Origin of the sequence: Abyssicoccus albus, assembly GCF_003815035.1 — a bacterium.
Lineage (GTDB): Bacteria > Bacillota > Bacilli > Staphylococcales > Abyssicoccaceae > Abyssicoccus > Abyssicoccus albus.
In genome coordinates, this window is the sequence record NZ_RKRK01000003.1 from 1 (window position 1) to 16,816 (window position 16,816).

General features: G+C 34.5%; 16 protein-coding genes and 3 tRNA genes. 1 reads left to right on the forward strand and 18 read right to left on the reverse strand.

The genetic code is table 11. From position 1 onward, the window contains the following. Window positions 1-110: 110 nt before the first annotated feature. The 3 genes from EDD62_RS05080 to EDD62_RS05090 form a co-directional block, all read right to left on the reverse strand. A tRNA-Gly gene (locus EDD62_RS05080) sits at window positions 111-184 on the reverse strand. A 20-nt stretch (window positions 185-204) separates the two neighbouring features. Further along, a tRNA-Leu gene (locus EDD62_RS05085) sits at window positions 205-287 on the reverse strand. Between the two features lie 201 nt (window positions 288-488). Continuing rightward, window positions 489-563 (reverse strand) — tRNA-Glu (locus EDD62_RS05090). 685 nt (window positions 564-1,248) lie between these two features. Here EDD62_RS05090 and EDD62_RS05095 point away from each other — a divergent pair. After that, the gene (locus EDD62_RS05095) at window positions 1,249-2,730 is read left to right on the forward strand and encodes a catalase (RefSeq protein ID WP_077141107.1); all 1,482 of its coding nucleotides are present in this window, start codon (window positions 1,249-1,251) and stop codon (window positions 2,728-2,730) included. A 62-nt stretch (window positions 2,731-2,792) separates the two neighbouring features. Here the strand turns inward: EDD62_RS05095 and EDD62_RS05100 are convergent, their stop codons facing one another. From EDD62_RS05100 to EDD62_RS05165, 15 genes are all read right to left on the reverse strand, one after another. Continuing rightward, complete coding sequence (locus EDD62_RS05100) at window positions 2,793-4,922, reverse strand: Tex family protein (protein WP_123808091.1); 2,130 nt, start codon at window positions 4,920-4,922, stop codon at window positions 2,793-2,795. A 75-nt stretch (window positions 4,923-4,997) separates the two neighbouring features. Then, window positions 4,998-5,780 (reverse strand): RNA polymerase sigma factor SigB, encoded by a 783-nt coding sequence (gene sigB / locus EDD62_RS05105; RefSeq protein WP_077139820.1) that lies wholly within the window; start codon window positions 5,778-5,780, stop codon window positions 4,998-5,000. Then, window positions 5,740-6,234: an anti-sigma B factor RsbW gene (gene rsbW / locus EDD62_RS05110; RefSeq protein ID WP_077139819.1), complete on the reverse strand. Its 495-nt coding sequence runs from the start codon at window positions 6,232-6,234 to the stop codon at window positions 5,740-5,742. Before rsbW ends, sigB begins: the two co-directional genes overlap by 41 nt. Next, window positions 6,227-6,562: an anti-sigma factor antagonist gene (locus tag EDD62_RS05115; protein WP_123807801.1), complete on the reverse strand. Its 336-nt coding sequence runs from the start codon at window positions 6,560-6,562 to the stop codon at window positions 6,227-6,229. Before EDD62_RS05115 ends, rsbW begins: the two co-directional genes overlap by 8 nt. 102 nt (window positions 6,563-6,664) lie before the next feature. Next, window positions 6,665-7,675, reverse strand: coding sequence for a SpoIIE family protein phosphatase (locus tag EDD62_RS05120; protein ID WP_083705811.1), 1,011 nt, complete (start codon window positions 7,673-7,675; stop codon window positions 6,665-6,667). Window positions 7,676-7,736: 61 nt separating this feature from the next. Next, on the reverse strand, window positions 7,737-8,084 hold the full coding sequence (locus EDD62_RS05125) for a type II toxin-antitoxin system PemK/MazF family toxin (RefSeq protein WP_077139817.1): 348 nt from the start codon (window positions 8,082-8,084) through the stop codon (window positions 7,737-7,739). Next, complete coding sequence (locus tag EDD62_RS09180; protein WP_170152780.1) at window positions 8,085-8,249, reverse strand: hypothetical protein; 165 nt, start codon at window positions 8,247-8,249, stop codon at window positions 8,085-8,087. Window positions 8,250-8,396: 147 nt separating this feature from the next. Further along, complete coding sequence (alr, locus tag EDD62_RS05130) at window positions 8,397-9,545, reverse strand: alanine racemase (protein ID WP_123807802.1); 1,149 nt, start codon at window positions 9,543-9,545, stop codon at window positions 8,397-8,399. Beyond that, window positions 9,542-9,925 (reverse strand): holo-ACP synthase, encoded by a 384-nt coding sequence (gene acpS, locus EDD62_RS05135; RefSeq protein WP_123807803.1) that lies wholly within the window; start codon window positions 9,923-9,925, stop codon window positions 9,542-9,544. The genes alr and acpS overlap by 4 nt, the downstream gene beginning before the upstream one ends. Next, complete coding sequence (locus EDD62_RS05140; protein ID WP_077139814.1) at window positions 9,926-10,381, reverse strand: PH domain-containing protein; 456 nt, start codon at window positions 10,379-10,381, stop codon at window positions 9,926-9,928. Beyond that, the gene (locus tag EDD62_RS05145; protein ID WP_123807804.1) at window positions 10,362-12,023 is read right to left on the reverse strand and encodes a PH domain-containing protein; all 1,662 of its coding nucleotides are present in this window, start codon (window positions 12,021-12,023) and stop codon (window positions 10,362-10,364) included. Before EDD62_RS05145 ends, EDD62_RS05140 begins: the two co-directional genes overlap by 20 nt. Further along, entirely contained in the window at window positions 12,016-12,486 is a 471-nt protein-coding gene (locus EDD62_RS05150) for a PH domain-containing protein (RefSeq protein WP_077139812.1), read from the reverse strand. Before EDD62_RS05150 ends, EDD62_RS05145 begins: the two co-directional genes overlap by 8 nt. 161 nt (window positions 12,487-12,647) lie before the next feature. Continuing rightward, window positions 12,648-14,162, reverse strand: a complete 1,515-nt coding sequence (locus tag EDD62_RS05155; protein WP_123807805.1) for a DEAD/DEAH box helicase — start codon at window positions 14,160-14,162, stop codon at window positions 12,648-12,650. A gap of 149 nt (window positions 14,163-14,311) precedes the next feature. Continuing rightward, complete coding sequence (locus EDD62_RS05160; protein ID WP_123807806.1) at window positions 14,312-15,676, reverse strand: UDP-N-acetylmuramoyl-tripeptide--D-alanyl-D-alanine ligase; 1,365 nt, start codon at window positions 15,674-15,676, stop codon at window positions 14,312-14,314. A 41-nt stretch (window positions 15,677-15,717) separates the two neighbouring features. Beyond that, on the reverse strand, window positions 15,718-16,782 hold the full coding sequence (locus EDD62_RS05165) for a D-alanine--D-alanine ligase (protein WP_123807807.1): 1,065 nt from the start codon (window positions 16,780-16,782) through the stop codon (window positions 15,718-15,720). Between the last annotated feature and the right edge of the window lie 34 nt (window positions 16,783-16,816).

The window sequence follows — 16,816 nt, forward strand, 5'->3', positions numbered from 1 at the left end:
TTAAAAGTTTGCCTTGCTTCTCTTCATCCCTTTAGGGAATGACTCTTCTATCGGAATTAACGTTGACTTTCTTGATTTAGTTTTCAATGTTCTATATAGGTATAAATAAATGGAGCGGGTGATCGGAATCGAACCGACAACATCAGCTTGGAAGGCTGAGGTTTTACCACTAAACTACACCCGCGATATATAATTAGAAATCGATGCGGTCGAGAGGACTTGAACCTCCACGAGATCACTCTCACTAGGCCCTCAACCTAGCGCGTCTGCCATTCCGCCACGACCGCGTGGTGAACGACTTATCAAAAGCGACAATAATTATTATAATAAAGGTTAATTGTCTTGTCAATAATATTTTTAGATTAATTTAATATTTTTTTATATTTTCTTAACAATAAATTAATATTATTTACAATACGCTTTCCGTTATTTAAATATACCATATATCTCGCAACAACGTCAATATTAAAATTGACATTCGCATCAAATGGTGACCCCTACGGGATTCGAACCCGTGTTACCGCCGTGAAAGGGCGGTGTCTTAACCGCTTGACCAAGGGGCCTATTAATTTAACAACGATATTTATATTACTATAATATTTTTTATCAGTCAATATATTTTTTGAACTTTTATTTTATGATTTTATAGTAAATAATTACTTCATATAATAGTCTTTTTTTATTATATAATTTTATATTATTATTTGTACCATCATACTCTCATACATACTTAATTTAAGATCGTTATCACAAATAAATTATCACAAGTAATTGTTGTTAATAAATAATAAGTAACGATAATGTATATTTTATAAATACATTTATTTAATACTTTTATTTATTTTTTCACATATAACATATCTTTAAATACAGCTCATTTATTATACACGCAGATCTGTATTTATTTTTAATTCTGTACGCTCTAATATTATATTGTAATAAAAAATTGTTTTTTAGATAAGGAAGAAGTAGTTTAAAGTCATACAAGCATATATTATGAACTCCATAAAATAATATCCTATAATATATATAGGAAGATATTAAAAATGTAGTATTTCCTCTTTTAAATTAATTTAAAAATACAATTGAATTTAAAAACATTTATCTTTTATTTATAATTATTATTATGTTATAATTATTATAAATAATAGAATTACCTATTATTATCATTACATTATTCATTCTAGGAGGCTATTTATGACTGAAAATAAATTTGATAAAGATTATAGTGAACAAGAGAAAAAAGATATGGAATATGGTAATTTAACGACTAACTTTGGTGCTCCTGTTGGTGATCGTGAGAATTCAATGACTGCTGGACCACGTGGTCCATTATTAATGCAAGATCACTATTTCATAGAACAAATGGCTCACTTTGATCGCGAAGTAATTCCAGAGCGTCGTATGCATGCGAAAGGTTCTGGTGCTTTTGGTACATTCACAGTGACAAATGATATTACACAATATACTAAAGCTTCAATTTTTAGTGAAGTTGGTAAACAAACTGAAATGTTTGCACGTTTTTCAACAGTTGCAGGTGAACGCGGTGCTGCAGATACTGAACGTGATATTCGTGGATTTGCACTAAAATTTTACACAGATGAAGGGAACTGGGATTTAGTTGGTAATAACACTCCAGTGTTCTTCTTCCGTGATCCTAAGCTTTTTGCAAGTTTGAATCACGTTGTAAAACGTGATCCACGTACTAACATGCATAACCCACAAAGTAACTGGGACTTCTGGAGCTCACTTCCAGAGGCATTACATCAAGTTACTATTGTAATGAGTGATCGCGGTATTCCAGCAGGATTCCGTCATATGCATGGTTTTGGTTCACATACTTATAGCTTCATCAACGCTGAAGGGATTCGTCATTGGGTGAAATTCCATTTTAGAACTCAACAAGGTATTAAAAACTTTACTGACACAGAAGCTGAAAATATCGTAGCTAAAGATCGTGAACATTCACAACGTGATTTATATAATGCGATTGAAGACGGTAACTTCCCTAAGTGGAAAATGTATATTCAAGTTATGACTGAAGAACAAGCAAAAAATATGCCATATAACCCATTTGATTTAACAAAAGTTTGGTATAAAGATGAATTCCCATTAATTGAAGTTGGTGAATTCGAATTAAACCGTAACCCAGATAACTATTTTGCTGAAGTTGAACAAGCAGCATTTGCACCTACAACAATTGTACCTGGTATTGGATTCTCACCAGATAAGATGTTACAAGGTCGTTTATTCTCTTATGGTGATACACAACGTTATCGTTTAGGTGTTAACCATTTCCAAATTCCTGTCAACTCACCTAAAGGTGTAGATTCTTCTCAGGTTTGTCCATTCTCAAGAGATGGAGCAATGCGTGTAGATGGTAATTATGGTTCTAAATTAAACTACTATCCAAATAGCTATGGTGCTCATCAAGATCAATCTCAATATAAAGAGCCTGAGCTTGAATTAACTGGCGCAGCATATGAATGGAATTTCCGTGAAGATGATAGTATGTATTATGAACAACCAGGTAAATTATGGAGATTACAATCAGAAGATGAAAAACAACGATTAATTCAAAATACTGTCGCTGATATTATGCCTGTAACAGATGAAGTGAAGATGCGTCATATTTATAACTGTTACCAAGCAGATAAAGAATATGGTGAGCGTTTAGCTGAAGGTTTAAATATTGAAATTTCAAGAGTACTTGAAGCAAACGGAAAATAATTTTTTAATTATTAAAGAGGGACTTGTTCATATGAACAAGTCCCTCTTTATTATAGTTAAAATTATATCATAGATAAAGCGATTCTCTCTTTTTCTAAATCAATTTCTATCACTGTAACTTCTACAATATCACCAACAGACAACTTATCCATTGGATGCTTAATAAATTGATGGCTCATTTTTGAAATATGAACGAGTCCATCTTGTTTAACACCAATATCGATGAATGCTCCAAAGTCTACAACGTTACGAACTGTTCCAGATAACTTCATTCCGACAGTTAAGTCTTCCATCGACAATACATCGGACTTTAATTCAGGAACAGTGTATTCATCTCTAGGATCACGTTCGGGTGTTTTCAATGCTTCAATAATATCTACTAACGTCATCTGACCTATATTTAATAACTCACTTTGTTTATTAATATCTACTTCATCTAATGCTTCTTTCAGATGGTCTGTTCCTAAATCACGAGTTGTACAACCAATAGAATCAAGCAAATTATATGTTGCTTGATATGATTCAGGGTGAATAGGTGTACGATCTAAAGGTTCTTCTCCATCTATAATTCTTAAAAATCCAATACTTTGTTCATATGTTTTTGCTCCCAGTCTAGGAACTTTCGTAATCTGGTTAGAATGAGTGAAACCGTTATGCTCCTCACGATATTCAATAATATTATTGACGACACGGCTAGATAAACCAGATACGTATTGCATTAACGATGCACTTGCAGTATTAACATTGACACCGACTTGGTTTACGGCTGTCTCGACAACAAATGTTAATGTATCATTTAATTTCGATTGATTTACATCATGTTGGTATTGACCCACACCAATTGACTTTGGGTCGATTTTGACAAGTTCACTTAATGGATCTAATACACGTCTTGCAATACTGACTGCACTTCTCTCTTCGACATTAAATTCAGGAAACTCATCACGTGCCACTTCACTTGCTGAATAAACACTTGCTCCTGCCTCATTCACGATAATAAATTGAACATTTAGCCCATACTCTGAAATAATTTGAGCAATAAATTGCTCTGTTTCTCTAGAAGCAGTACCGTTACCAATTGCAATTAATTGCACATCATGCGCTTTAATCATCGAAAGAACTTCTTCAGTCGCTTCTTTCAATTTATTTATCGGTGGATGTGGATAAATCACTGACTTCGATACGAAACTTCCCGTTGCGCTAATAACTGCGAGTTTACATCCAGTTCTATACGCTGGGTCTACGCCTAGGATTGTTAAACCTTTCAATGGTGGTTGTAGTAATAATGCTTGTAAGTTTTTACTAAATACATCAATTGCTTGATCTTCAGCAGTTTCTGTATAATGATTTCTAACTTCACGTTCTATACTTGGGAGTATCAATCTTTTCAGCGCATCTTTTACAACATCTTCTAAATGATCTTTATATGGATGTGTTTTATCAAAGTTCTGATTGTACACATATTTATTTAAAAAATCTTCGTCTTGTTTAATTTTGACAGAAATCATCTTTTCTTTTTCTGCTCGGTTCATCGCAAGGACTCGATGAGGTACTAACCCTTTCAATGGTTCTTCATAATCATAATACTGTTCATAAATCTTTTTTGGATCATCGATATTCTTTTTTCTTTGAGTTTTGATCGACCCTCTTTTAAATGTAAAATCTAATATATATTTTCGAAGCTTTGCATCATCACTAATTTCTTCCGCAATAATATCTTTTGCACCGTCTATTGCTTCTGCTACCGTTGTCACTTCTTCTGATAAAAAGTCTTTAGCAGTTCCTTCTAAATCTTCACTTTGTGCACTTTTCATAAGTTTAGCTAAAGGCTCTAATCCTTTTCGTTTTGCTTCTGTTGCTCGTGTTTTCTTTTTTTGTTTGAACGGTCGGTATAAATCTTCAATACGTTGCAATTTTGTTTGAACCATAATTTCATTTCTTAGTTCATCTGTCATTAAGCCTTGCTCTTCAATATTTGCAATCACTTGTTCTTTCCGCTCTTTTACACTTAATTCATATCGATAAATATCATCAATTTGCTTAATCTCTATTTCAGTTAAGCCACCAGTCATTTCTTTACGATATCGCGCGATAAACGGTACTGTATTTGAATCATTTAACAATTCTAAGACTGCTTTCACAGAACTCGGTTTAATATTTAGTTGTTTAGCTGTAGATTTAATTAAATCCATCATACAAAAAACTCCTCATTCTCATTCTATAATTTAAACAATACAAAATAAGACTTCCATTTAAGGTTGGAAGCCTTATTGTTCGTTAGCAATTGCTTCTTTTAACTTCTTAATTGCAGATCGTTGTAACCTTGAAACATGCATTTGACTTAAACCAATCTTCTCACCGGTTTCTTTTTGGCTTAAATTCTCAATATATGTATACTGAATAATTTCACGTTCACGATCTGACAATACAGGAAGCACTCGTTGTAGCATAAGTCGTTTTTCACTTAAATCATACCCTGAATCGTCATTCCCCATAATATCTAATAACGTGACAGTTGAGCCATCTTTATCAGCTTCGATACTATGGTCTACACTTAAAGCGTTGTAGCTTTGGCCCATCTCCATAGCTTCTAAAACATTCTCAATATCTTCTTCTAAATACTCTGCAATATCATTCACACTTGGAGAGTACCCCAACTCATTTGTTAATTGGTCATTCGCTTTTTTTATTTTAGGTCCCAATTCTTTAATCCGCCTCGGGACATGCACACTCCATGTCTTATCTCGTAAATACCGTTTAATTTCACCGATGACGGTCGGGACTAAAAAAGCTTCAAACTTTCGTTCAAAACTCGTATCAAATCGTTCAATAGAGCCTAATAGTCCAACCATTCCAACTTGAACTAAATCTTCATGGTGTGACTGTCCTTTCGAATATTTGTACGCTAAAGATTCAACAAGATTTTGAAAATGTTCAACGAGATAGGTTTTGGCCATTTGGTCATCATCTTGTTGAACCGCTTTGACCCATTTTAGAATTGTCTCTTGACTAACGTTTTTGTAATTGTCCGTTCCCTTGGTCTTGGTCATGTTGTTGCACCTCTTTAGCCATAAGATATTTTGACATGCTAATCGTCACACCTTGATCTTTATGAACTTTGACATCATCCATCAATGTCTCAATTAAGAATAAACCAAGCCCTCCTTCACGTAAGAAGTTAATATTTTCTTCTTCCGAATATGGACCAAGCTCTCTTTTCTTCTGTTCATAATCGAAACTTTTTCCTGAATCAGAAACAATAATTTCAATCTTATCTTCAAACATTACAAATCCGACTGAAATTTGTCCATCCTCTTGATTAGAGTAAGCATGTTTGACAGCATTTGTTAATGCTTCACTTAATGCTATTTTAACATCTTCGATATCATCATAGCTAAATCCTTGCCTATTTAATATTCCTGACATTGACAACCTAACAAGTCCAACGTACTCAGCTTTGGCTGGAATTCTCATCTCAACTTGTTCGTAAGATTGATTATTCATCAATGTCCACCTCTGCTTTCTCATTAACATACATTAATCCATTTAATCCTGTAATTTCGAATAATTTAAATATACGTTCAGAAGCATTCAGAACATAAAGATTCTTTTCATTTTTATTTAATTCTTTAATCGTTCCAACAAATATTCCAAGACCCGTACTATCCATATATGATAGCTCTTCTAAGTCGATATGAATATCTTTATCTCCCTTTTCGCGTAACGGTTCCAACACTGAACGCAGTTCAGGTGCTGTATACACATCTAATTCACCGTTTAACTTTACATCATAATATTTATCATATTCACTTTGTTCTATATTTAAGTTCATATCGCATCACTCCTAGTCATTATTCACCTACTATTCATTGAAGTACCCGCATCTGTAATCCCTTAAACATAATTAGAAGACAAATTTTAATCTGATTTTAATCTAATCAGTTCTTTTTAGAACGAATAACGTTAGATCATCTTTTTTGTTTTGATATTGAAGTTTATTTAATGACTCGAATAAATTATTCACCATAACTTGCGGTGTAGATTCAATATGTTCTCTAAATAGTAGTTCTAGTTCATCATCACTTATGAATTCACCATCATTTTTTCGAAGTTCTGTAACTCCGTCTGTCACAACAATTAAAATATCACCGGGCTCAAAATGAAGTTCTTTTTGTTCGAACTGAGCATCTAGTGTTACCCCCATGACAATGCCTTTCGTACTAATACGACTAAATGTCTGATGTTTAGCACTGTAGTAAAAAGCAGGTTCATGCCCGGCAGACGAATAATAAAAGTGATGATTTTGATAGTCGTACAGACCATAGAACATGGTTACAAACATATTTTGATTAATATTCCGCTCAACAACTCGATTTAATTTTTTTAATGCATCATCTGGCATTTTTGACTGTCCATAAGAATCCATTCCAAATTTAATCATACTCATAGCGAGTGCCGCAGGTATTCCTTTACCTATAACATCCGCAATAGCAAAACTAACTTTGTGATCATAGTGTGTCAAAACATTATAGTAATCCCCGTTAACTTTTTTGGCCGCTTTACTCACCACGCCCATATCTAGGCCTTCAACTGCTGGGAAAGTTGTTTGAAGCATTGTTTCTTGTAAACTAGCCGCAACATCCACATCATGGTCAAGTTGTTCTGCCCTCTTTAATAAATCTAAATACTCACGATAAGAAAATCCATAAGCTGAGATAATTTCCATAAGTATATCTAGTGACTGTAATATTTCATCTTTATTAAAATTATTTGTCGTCGTAATGTTACGATGAAGGGATACAACTTCCTCAGGAGATATTTCAAATTCTATGAGTTGCTGACTAAGTTTTTGAGCCTGTTCAACCAAATGCTCCTCTTTTGATTTTTTTTTATACTGTTTTAGTATTTGTTCATAATGAGTAATAATATTATCAAGTTTTTCCACCTTAGGTCTTCCTTTCTGTATAAAAAAAGCATTAAGTTAGTAAACTTAATGCTAAAAATGATTATGTCAATGGATGAAGGTCTACACTAATTGCCAATGCATTATCTACTTCTTTCATCTTTTCCTCGGATAAATTCGTCAAACGTTCAAGTAAACGTTTCTTATCAATTGTCCTAATTTGTTCTAATAGTATAACAGAATCCATGTCTAAATGGTATGTATCAGCGTCGATTTCTACATGCGTAGGAATCTTCGCTTTATTAATTTTACCTGTAATTGCCGCAACAATAACTGTTGGGCTATATTTATTCCCTGTGTTATTTTGAATAATAACAACCGGCCGTTTACCACCTTGTTCAGACCCTTTGACAGGTGATAAATCAGCTAAATATACATCTCCACGCTTCATTTATTCACCAGCTTTACTAGCTTGTCTATAAATAAAGTCTTCATTACAGTTACAAGCTTCACATTCTAAATCAATATAATCTCTAGAAATTTCTAGATTCAGTTCACTCATTTCTTTGTAACCTTCAGCAAGCACTGTATTAAAGTTCACCATTGTTGCAGACATTACACTACCCCCACTCAAGTCATAGTATAGATTCAAAACGAGATACTCTGTTATTAGAATCAACAATAAAACAATAAATGCATAAACCTTTTGTCTACTTAATCATAACATCTTTACAACGACAGTTAAAGTTGTTTATTGTTAATTTTATTTTAAGATTTGATTGAATTCATATACCTGATCATCTTTAATATATCTTTTGGTCAATCGACGACTCATACGAGTTAGCATTTCGTAACTAATCGTTCCATTAACCTTTGCAACATCTTCGAGTGATTGGTTTTCACCGATGAGTGTAATTACATCTCCTACATCCATATTTTCGTTCCCTTTAATCATAATATGATCCATTGTTACTCGTCCGACAATTTCGCACGGGCCGTCATTAGAATCTACATAGCTGCCTTGCATCATGCGTGTGAACCCATCCGCATATCCAATGGGTAACGTTGCAATGATTGTATCTTGTTGTGCTTGATACGTTTGATTGTAGCTTACAGTTTCATTCTGATGAATCGTTTTAACGTGATTGACGTGTGTATATAACTTCATGGATGGTTTTAATGGATAGAGAGATTTGATTTCGACTAATTGTTCGTCAGTAAAATCTGGATAATAACCATACAATGATAATCCCGTTCGAATTGCTGTCATATCATCCATATCATATAACAAGCTTGCACTTGAGTTCTGGCAATGGACATATTGTGGTCTCTCAACCGCATCGACAATTTCAATGAATGCTTCATATTGTCTCATTGTCTCATTATGGTCTACATCAGAACTATTGAAATGAGTATATATCCCTTCATATACAAAGTAATCACTATCATGGATGATTTTAATTATTTCATGTATATCTTCAATATCCTTCACACCAAGACGATTCATCCCCGTATCGACATTGATGTGCATCCATACATCTTTATCATATTTATCTTTCACTTTCGCACGTGCTTTCTTGAGCCATTCTACACTCGGTACTGTGACGGCAACGCGGTGTTGTATCGCTTTATTAATATGTTTTGGCTCTATAATGCCAAGAATTAAAATTTTAGATTTAATACCATTCATTCTTAATTCAATGGCTTCATCTAACGTCGCAACACAGAAAAAATCAACACCAACTTCACCTAATGCTTTTGCAACTTCGACACTTCCTAGACTATAAGCATCTGCTTTCACCACTGCAATCACTGTTTTATTCGAGTGTTTCTGCTTCAACACATTGTAATTATGTTGTATATTGTTTAAGTTCACTTCTTGATATGTCTTACGGTAATGCTTATTACTCATTCAACACACTCCTCTTCAATCACTACAAAGGCGACAACTTGATCTTCGTTATGTGAAATCGATGCATGTATCATTAAATTATGATAACGACTGTCAATACGATTATTTATCACATTGACAATCGGTGCGCCTAGCTCATTGTTCAAGCATTCTATATGTTGAAAATTTAACTCGCCAATGCCTGTACCAAATGCTTTAGCCACCGCTTCTTTAACTGCAAAGCGACCGGCTAAATATTGCAATTGATTCATTCCTTTTTTATCATTATACACTGATAGTTCAGAAGGTGTTAAAATTTTGGCAGCAAATCTCGCGTTCTTCTCAATAATTCGTTCAAATCGACTGACCGTCGTGATATCAGTTCCAACCCCAACAATCACTTACTTCACCATCTTTGACTTGATAAATTTCCGAATCTCTGTTGCTTCCTCTGAACGAACGATAGGAATCGCATGCAAACCAGCTGCCGTTGAGATAGAAAGTGCTTTGACACGATAGCGTTTCATAATGATTCCAACGTTATAGTCAACATTATATATTCTATTCATTGGAATATGTTCAACTCTTTTAAATAAGAAACCTCTCTCAATCGTGATTTCATCATGGTTAATTTGGTATGAATAATATTTATACGATAAGTACGTTTGAATCAAAATGTGATACAGTGTAATAACTAATAACCCACATAGTCCATAGTATACATAACGGTGTATATCGATATCCATCCAAAACATTAATACAACCATCACTATTATAATGATAAGCCACAGAATTCCATATCCAATTGATGTTCGTAACCGATAGATTGACAGTGCACTAGGATCTAATTTCTTCACGCATTACCCCACCCTTCTCTTCATGATAACGATAAAAATGATTACGAATCGCCAACGCATCATCCGCCTCAGCATTATATAAATCAGCATCGTGAGATAGTAATCCAGCTGCGATTTTAACATTTACATTTTTTAGTTTTCTTCTTCTCATGAAATAATTATCAGATAAGTCTAGTTCCATGATTTTATCATAGCGAATAAAGTTCGTTGAAATTGAGAATAATCCTGTATCAGTTATCGATAATTCATTATCGCCTAATGCATAACCACTCATTCTCATATCATAGACATTTGATAGTATCCCTATAATGTATAAGACGCCTACTACATAATAACCCCATGTTAAATCGAAATAATAACAAACGCCCATTGCCACAACAAAAATGATTGTTTCCCAAAAAATAAAACGATTAAATGCTCTCCATGGTATACAACGTCTCACCGAGTTGAACTCATAGTGTGTAAATAATGATTGCATTATATTTAAACCTTCGTCTTTTTTTATAAAAGGTAAAATCATGACTTTCGTACCTTCACTATCGTCATCCGCATTTAGCATATCTTCCGAAGTAATGACAACATTGAATTCTGTATACCCTATGAACTTCCTAAATAAATTTTGAGATTCATAGATTCCTTGTACACGAGACTTTGGAATATTTCGAGTCACTTTATTAAATAAACCAAAACTGATATAAACATAATCACCACGGACTTCCATTGTATAATCATAATATTTTATAACATTTAAAATCGTACCAAATATAAATGCAATCAATGTAAAGATTAGGCCAAGTACAACAATCCCTATCCAATGCGAACCAAATGATTTTTCAATGACTTCTATCCATTCAAATATTGGTCCAAAGTTGATTAAATCATCAAACAATGCAAGGGCAGAAAATACTAATGTTAAAAATGTCCCGATCGCACCACTCGTCATTCCCATCAGTAATAAGTCTTTCATTGATAACTTGTATGAATAATCAACTTTTTGAGTTCTAGATGGTTGAGCGTGGTCTACATAATGATCATCACTTGTCGGTCCATCTAATCTAACCTCTGTTGAGATTTCATTCGTTTCATCTAATATTTTATCTTCATTATGTTGGCTCGTTTCACCAATCACTATATTGCGATGTTCCTTATCAACTTTCGATGTGCTCTGTTTCATCTCCATCAACTGTGTTTCTAACGCCTCGGCAAAAGCTAGTTTAATAGAACTAACTTCAATCGATTGACCTGGTGTCGTTATTTCAAGAGTAGCAGCTTTTGCAATGCGTTCAACGATGTTTTGCTTAATATTGATGGACTGGATACGATCAATATCTATTTCTTTTGTTGCTCTTGAGAATATGCCTTCTTCGTGTATAAATACACGATCTTCAATATAAAAACGTGTTCTATATATTTCTATCACTGTGAACAAATAAAATACCGTCATAATGATTGCGAGGATAAATGGTACGATGATTTCATTAAACATCCCTATAGAAAACTCACCATTCATAATTTTACGAAATGCATGTAATATCTCACTAAAATTCAAAAATAGTAAAATTACAATCGGTAATATCCAAGACTTCAAAAATGTAAATAATGTTGAAATATAACTGATTGGATGCAACGTATGTTTAGACATCACTCATCACCCCTTTGACGTATGACATTACATTTTCAACCATCTCATCTGCCGCTGCTTCATCAATACTTTTGATTTTGAGTTCAGTCCCTGCAGTAAAGATTTCTACGTTCTTCACATGAAACATCTTCTGAATAAATGATTGGTACTCACGTACCTCTTGAATTCTGTCAAGTGGTGTATGTTGTTCATGCACACTAAACGCACCAGTTTTCATCTTCATCATTTGTCTGAATACAGTAAAATATGTATATTTTTTGTATAAAAATGGATAAATAAACACTCGATATATAAATGCTAATACGAGCAATCCGATAATTACATATTTAGGCCATTCCACCCAATCATCAATATAATATGTTATTACACCGTAGATACCAGCAATTGCTATAAGTAACATCCATATAAAATTGATACACATCAAGTGGTACATTCCTCTCTTAGAGAGTTGAATCTCCTTCATTTTATTAACCCCTTCGTTATAATAGATATTTATATTTTAATTATCCCAATTATATCACTGTTTACAATAAGAAAAAGCCCATTCCATAATAGAATGAGCTTACTGAATATTTTATAAATTATCTTTTAATGACTTATAAGTGTTATAAATAATTTATACTATTATTTTTTATGATCTGCAAACGTACGTCCTTTAAATCCAGCTTTCGGTTTACGACCTTCACCTGATTTATTTGGGCGATCATTTGATTTACGACGGTTACCACCTTTAAAGTCGCGACGTCCTTTGCCGCCTCCTTTAAAGTTTCCACCGCGCTTACGGCCACGTGATTTATTTTGCGCTTTTTTCGATAATGGTTTTTCGAATGTAAGTTGTACATCGACATCATCACTTTGTGACATCATTTCTTTCAATAATGCTGTCACAACATTTACATCACCGTATTCTTCGATTAATTCAGATGCAAGCGTCTTCGTATGACGGTCTTGTTGTTCATCACCTTTATTAAGTAAATCCTTCACACGTTGAACTGTATCATCTTTACGTGCTTTCATTACTTCATCAGCATGTGGTGGACGTAGTGCTTGCATCGTACGATTCTTGTCTTTCTCAATTTGACGGATGTAGTCCATTTCAATCGGATTAACTAAAGAAATCGCGACACCTTCTTTACCCGCACGACCTGTACGTCCAATACGGTGTGTATACGATTCTGTGTCTTGCGGAATATCGAAGTTATAAACATGAGTTACACCTGAAATATCCAAACCACGGGCAGCAACGTCTGTTGCTACAAGAATATCTAATGCATCATTTTTGAATTTCTTTAGCACTTCTAAACGTTTCGATTGTGTGATATCCCCATGTAATCCTTCTGCACGATAGCCTTTAGCAATTAATGCACTTGTTAATTCATCTACACGACGCTTCGTACGGCCGAAACAAATTGCGAGTTCTGGCTGATGAACATCTAAGAAGTTCGTGAATGTCTCAAGCTTTTCTAATTCCTTTACTATTGTATAATACTCAGTTATTTGTGGGTCTGACTGTTGTTGATTCATTGTCTTGACAATCTCAGGAGAGTTCATAAATTGTTGAACTAACTGTTGGATTGCTTTCGGCATTGTCGCTGAGAATAACAATGTCTGACGATTATGCGCGGGTAATTTGCTCATAATGAATCGCATATCATCGATGAAGCCCATATTCATCATTTCATCTGCTTCATCTAGAATTAACGTATGAATATCTTCAGGCTTTAACGTACGACGATTTAAATGATCAATGACACGACCTGGTGTCCCAACGATAATTTCAGGTTTCTTTTTTAGGCCTTGAATTTGACGTTCGATTGGAACGCCTCCAAAGATATTGATGACACGTAAATTATGATATTTACCGAATGATTTCAATTGCTCTGCAACTTGTACTGCAAGTTCTCTTGTCGGCGCCAGTACCATTGCTTGAATACCTTGATTTGCTTGAACTTTCTCAACAAGAGGTAGTCCGAAAGCTCCAGTTTTCCCCGTACCTGTCTGTGCTTGCCCTAAAACATCGCGTCCTTCTAACATGTAAGGAATCGCTTCCTCTTGAATTGGAGTCGGTTCTGTAAAACCTAACTCGTCTAATGCTTTCACAGTTTGATCAGAAAGCCCTAGTGATTTAAAATTTACCAATATATTATTCTCCTTTAATTAAACATAAAACAATCAGTGCAATCGATGATGCACTGATTCATTCTATACATATCTATTATATTTAGTAGTTCTTCTACTATCAACATCAATAAGTATAACACCTCTTCATACAAAACACAACGAAAGAGTTAGTTATCTGCTAATATCCCATCGATGATTGTTTCAAGTTTCAAACCTCGTGATCCTTTAAACAATATCACTGTCTGTTCATTCATTTCTTGTTGCAATACAGATGTCATAGAGGTTTTATCCTCGAAGTGCTTACAATAACAGTCAATCCGTTGTTCTAAAATGACGATATCTTCTCCGTATAAATAAACAGCTTCAATCGATGGACTTTCATTAATAAGTTGCGCCATTGAATTATAGTAAGATGTTTTCTCATCTCCTATTTCAAGCATATCTCCTAAGACAAGAATTGCTCTTTCTTTTAAGTCTCTCACCGAACGAATCGCGCTCATCATACTCGTAGGACTTGCATTGTATGCATCGTTAATGATTAGTGATCCATTCAATCCTTGAATCGGTTGCATACGCATCGGAGTTAATTCAACAGTCGCTAATTGATGAATGGCTTCAGTCATATCAACATTCAATTGTTTCGCGACGACTAAGCTGTATAATGCATTCTTTGCATTGTGCTCACCTAGTAGCGATAATTTAATCCATTGCCCTTCATCCGTAAGATTCGACTTAAACTGAATCATTCCTTCACGTATATCAATTTGATCTACAAAAATTTGTGAAGTTTCATCTAAACCAACCGTTAGCGTATTATAACGAGTCTCTTGTCGATGAGATGATAATAACGGTTCATCACCATCAATGATTAATAATCCTTCATCTTTTAGTCCAATTGTAATTTCAGATTTTGCCTTAGCAATACCCTCTCTAGATCCTAAATGTTCCATATGGGATTCACCGATATTTGTAATGACTGCAATATCAGGTTTTGCCAGGTTGGATAGCAACTCAATATCATGAAATCTATCCATTCCCATTTCCAATATGGCTACTTCACAATCTTTGTTTAAGGATAATATTGTTAGTGGCATACCTATCTCATTATTATAATTACCTTCTGTTTTCTGAACGTTATAAGTCGATTGAAGGGCTGTATAAATCATATCTTTTGTCGTCGTCTTACCGTTCGAGCCCGTGACTCCAATCACCTTAGGGTTAATACGCTGTAAGTAATATTTTGCAATTTGTTGAAGCGCTACAAGCGTATCTTCAACAATAATTAACGGCACGCCTTCTGGTTTATTCGCTTGATCTCTCTGCCATAACGATATCAATGCACCATCATCATTTGATTGTTGGACGTAGCGATGCCCATCAGTCCGCTCACCGAGTAACGGAATGAATAGCATATCTTGCTGTACCTCTCTGGAATCGATCGTTACACCGCGAATCTGCTTTGTCGAATCCTTAACGTGATACATCTCTCCATCACAGTATTTACATACATCTTCAATTGAAATATTAATCATAATACTTTATGTCTCCTTTGACGTTCATGCATCATAATCTATTATGAATCTTTTTGAAACGATATGGATTGTCTTTGTTCGAAGCGCTCGATCCCTAAGTTAATCAATGTTTCAATTAATTCACTATAAGCTAGATTCATATTAGCCCATAATAATGGAAACATACTGAACTTAGTAAACCCTGGCATCGTGTTAATTTCATTGATATAAATAGAACCATCTTCGGTCAAAAAGAAGTCTGCTCGAACAAGTCCTGCACAATCTGCGGCCTTGAACGCTTGTGTCGCCATATGTCTCATGACTTTCTTCTGCTCTTCATCGATATGTGCAGGTATTTGTAAAGAAGCATTACCTTCTTGATATTTCGCTTCATAGTCATAGAAATCTACTTGCTTTACGACTTCACCTGGCTCAGTCGTTTGTAGTTCGTCATTACCAATAACACCGACTTCAATCTCACGTGCAGTAACACCTTGTTCTACGACAACTTTACGATCATATTTGAAAGCTTGTCGTATGCCTTCAATGAGTTCTTCTGTTGATTCTACTTTACTAATCCCTAAACTTGAACCAAGGTTTGCTGGTTTGACGAACATTGGAAAATGTAACTTCTTATCAATCGAATGAAGCACACTGTCTTCATATTCTAACCATTCTGAATGAAGGAAACCAACATATGGTAATTGCTTCAAGCCACGTTGAGTAAATAATTGTTTAGCAACAAGTTTATCCATCCCTACTGACGAACTCAACACACCATTCCCAACGTAAGGAATATTCGCGACATCGAGCAATCCTTGTATTGTGCCATCTTCACCATTCGGACCATGTAGTAATGGGAATACAATATCAACAACTTTCCCATCAACTTCTCTTAATGCTTGAATCATATTATGAATAGGTATTGAACTCCTCAATAGTGTCGTATCATCTATCTGTCCTTTAATCTGTTCTCCTTTAAACCATTCCCCGTCTGCCCCAATATATAATGGATGGACATCAAACTTCTCCTTATCAATGGCATTCATAACAGATTGCGCTGTTAAAATACTAATGTCATGTTCAGCACTTTTACCACCATAAATTAATACAATTGTTTTTTTCAACCGTCTTCACTCCCACATCTTCAATTCAGTAAAC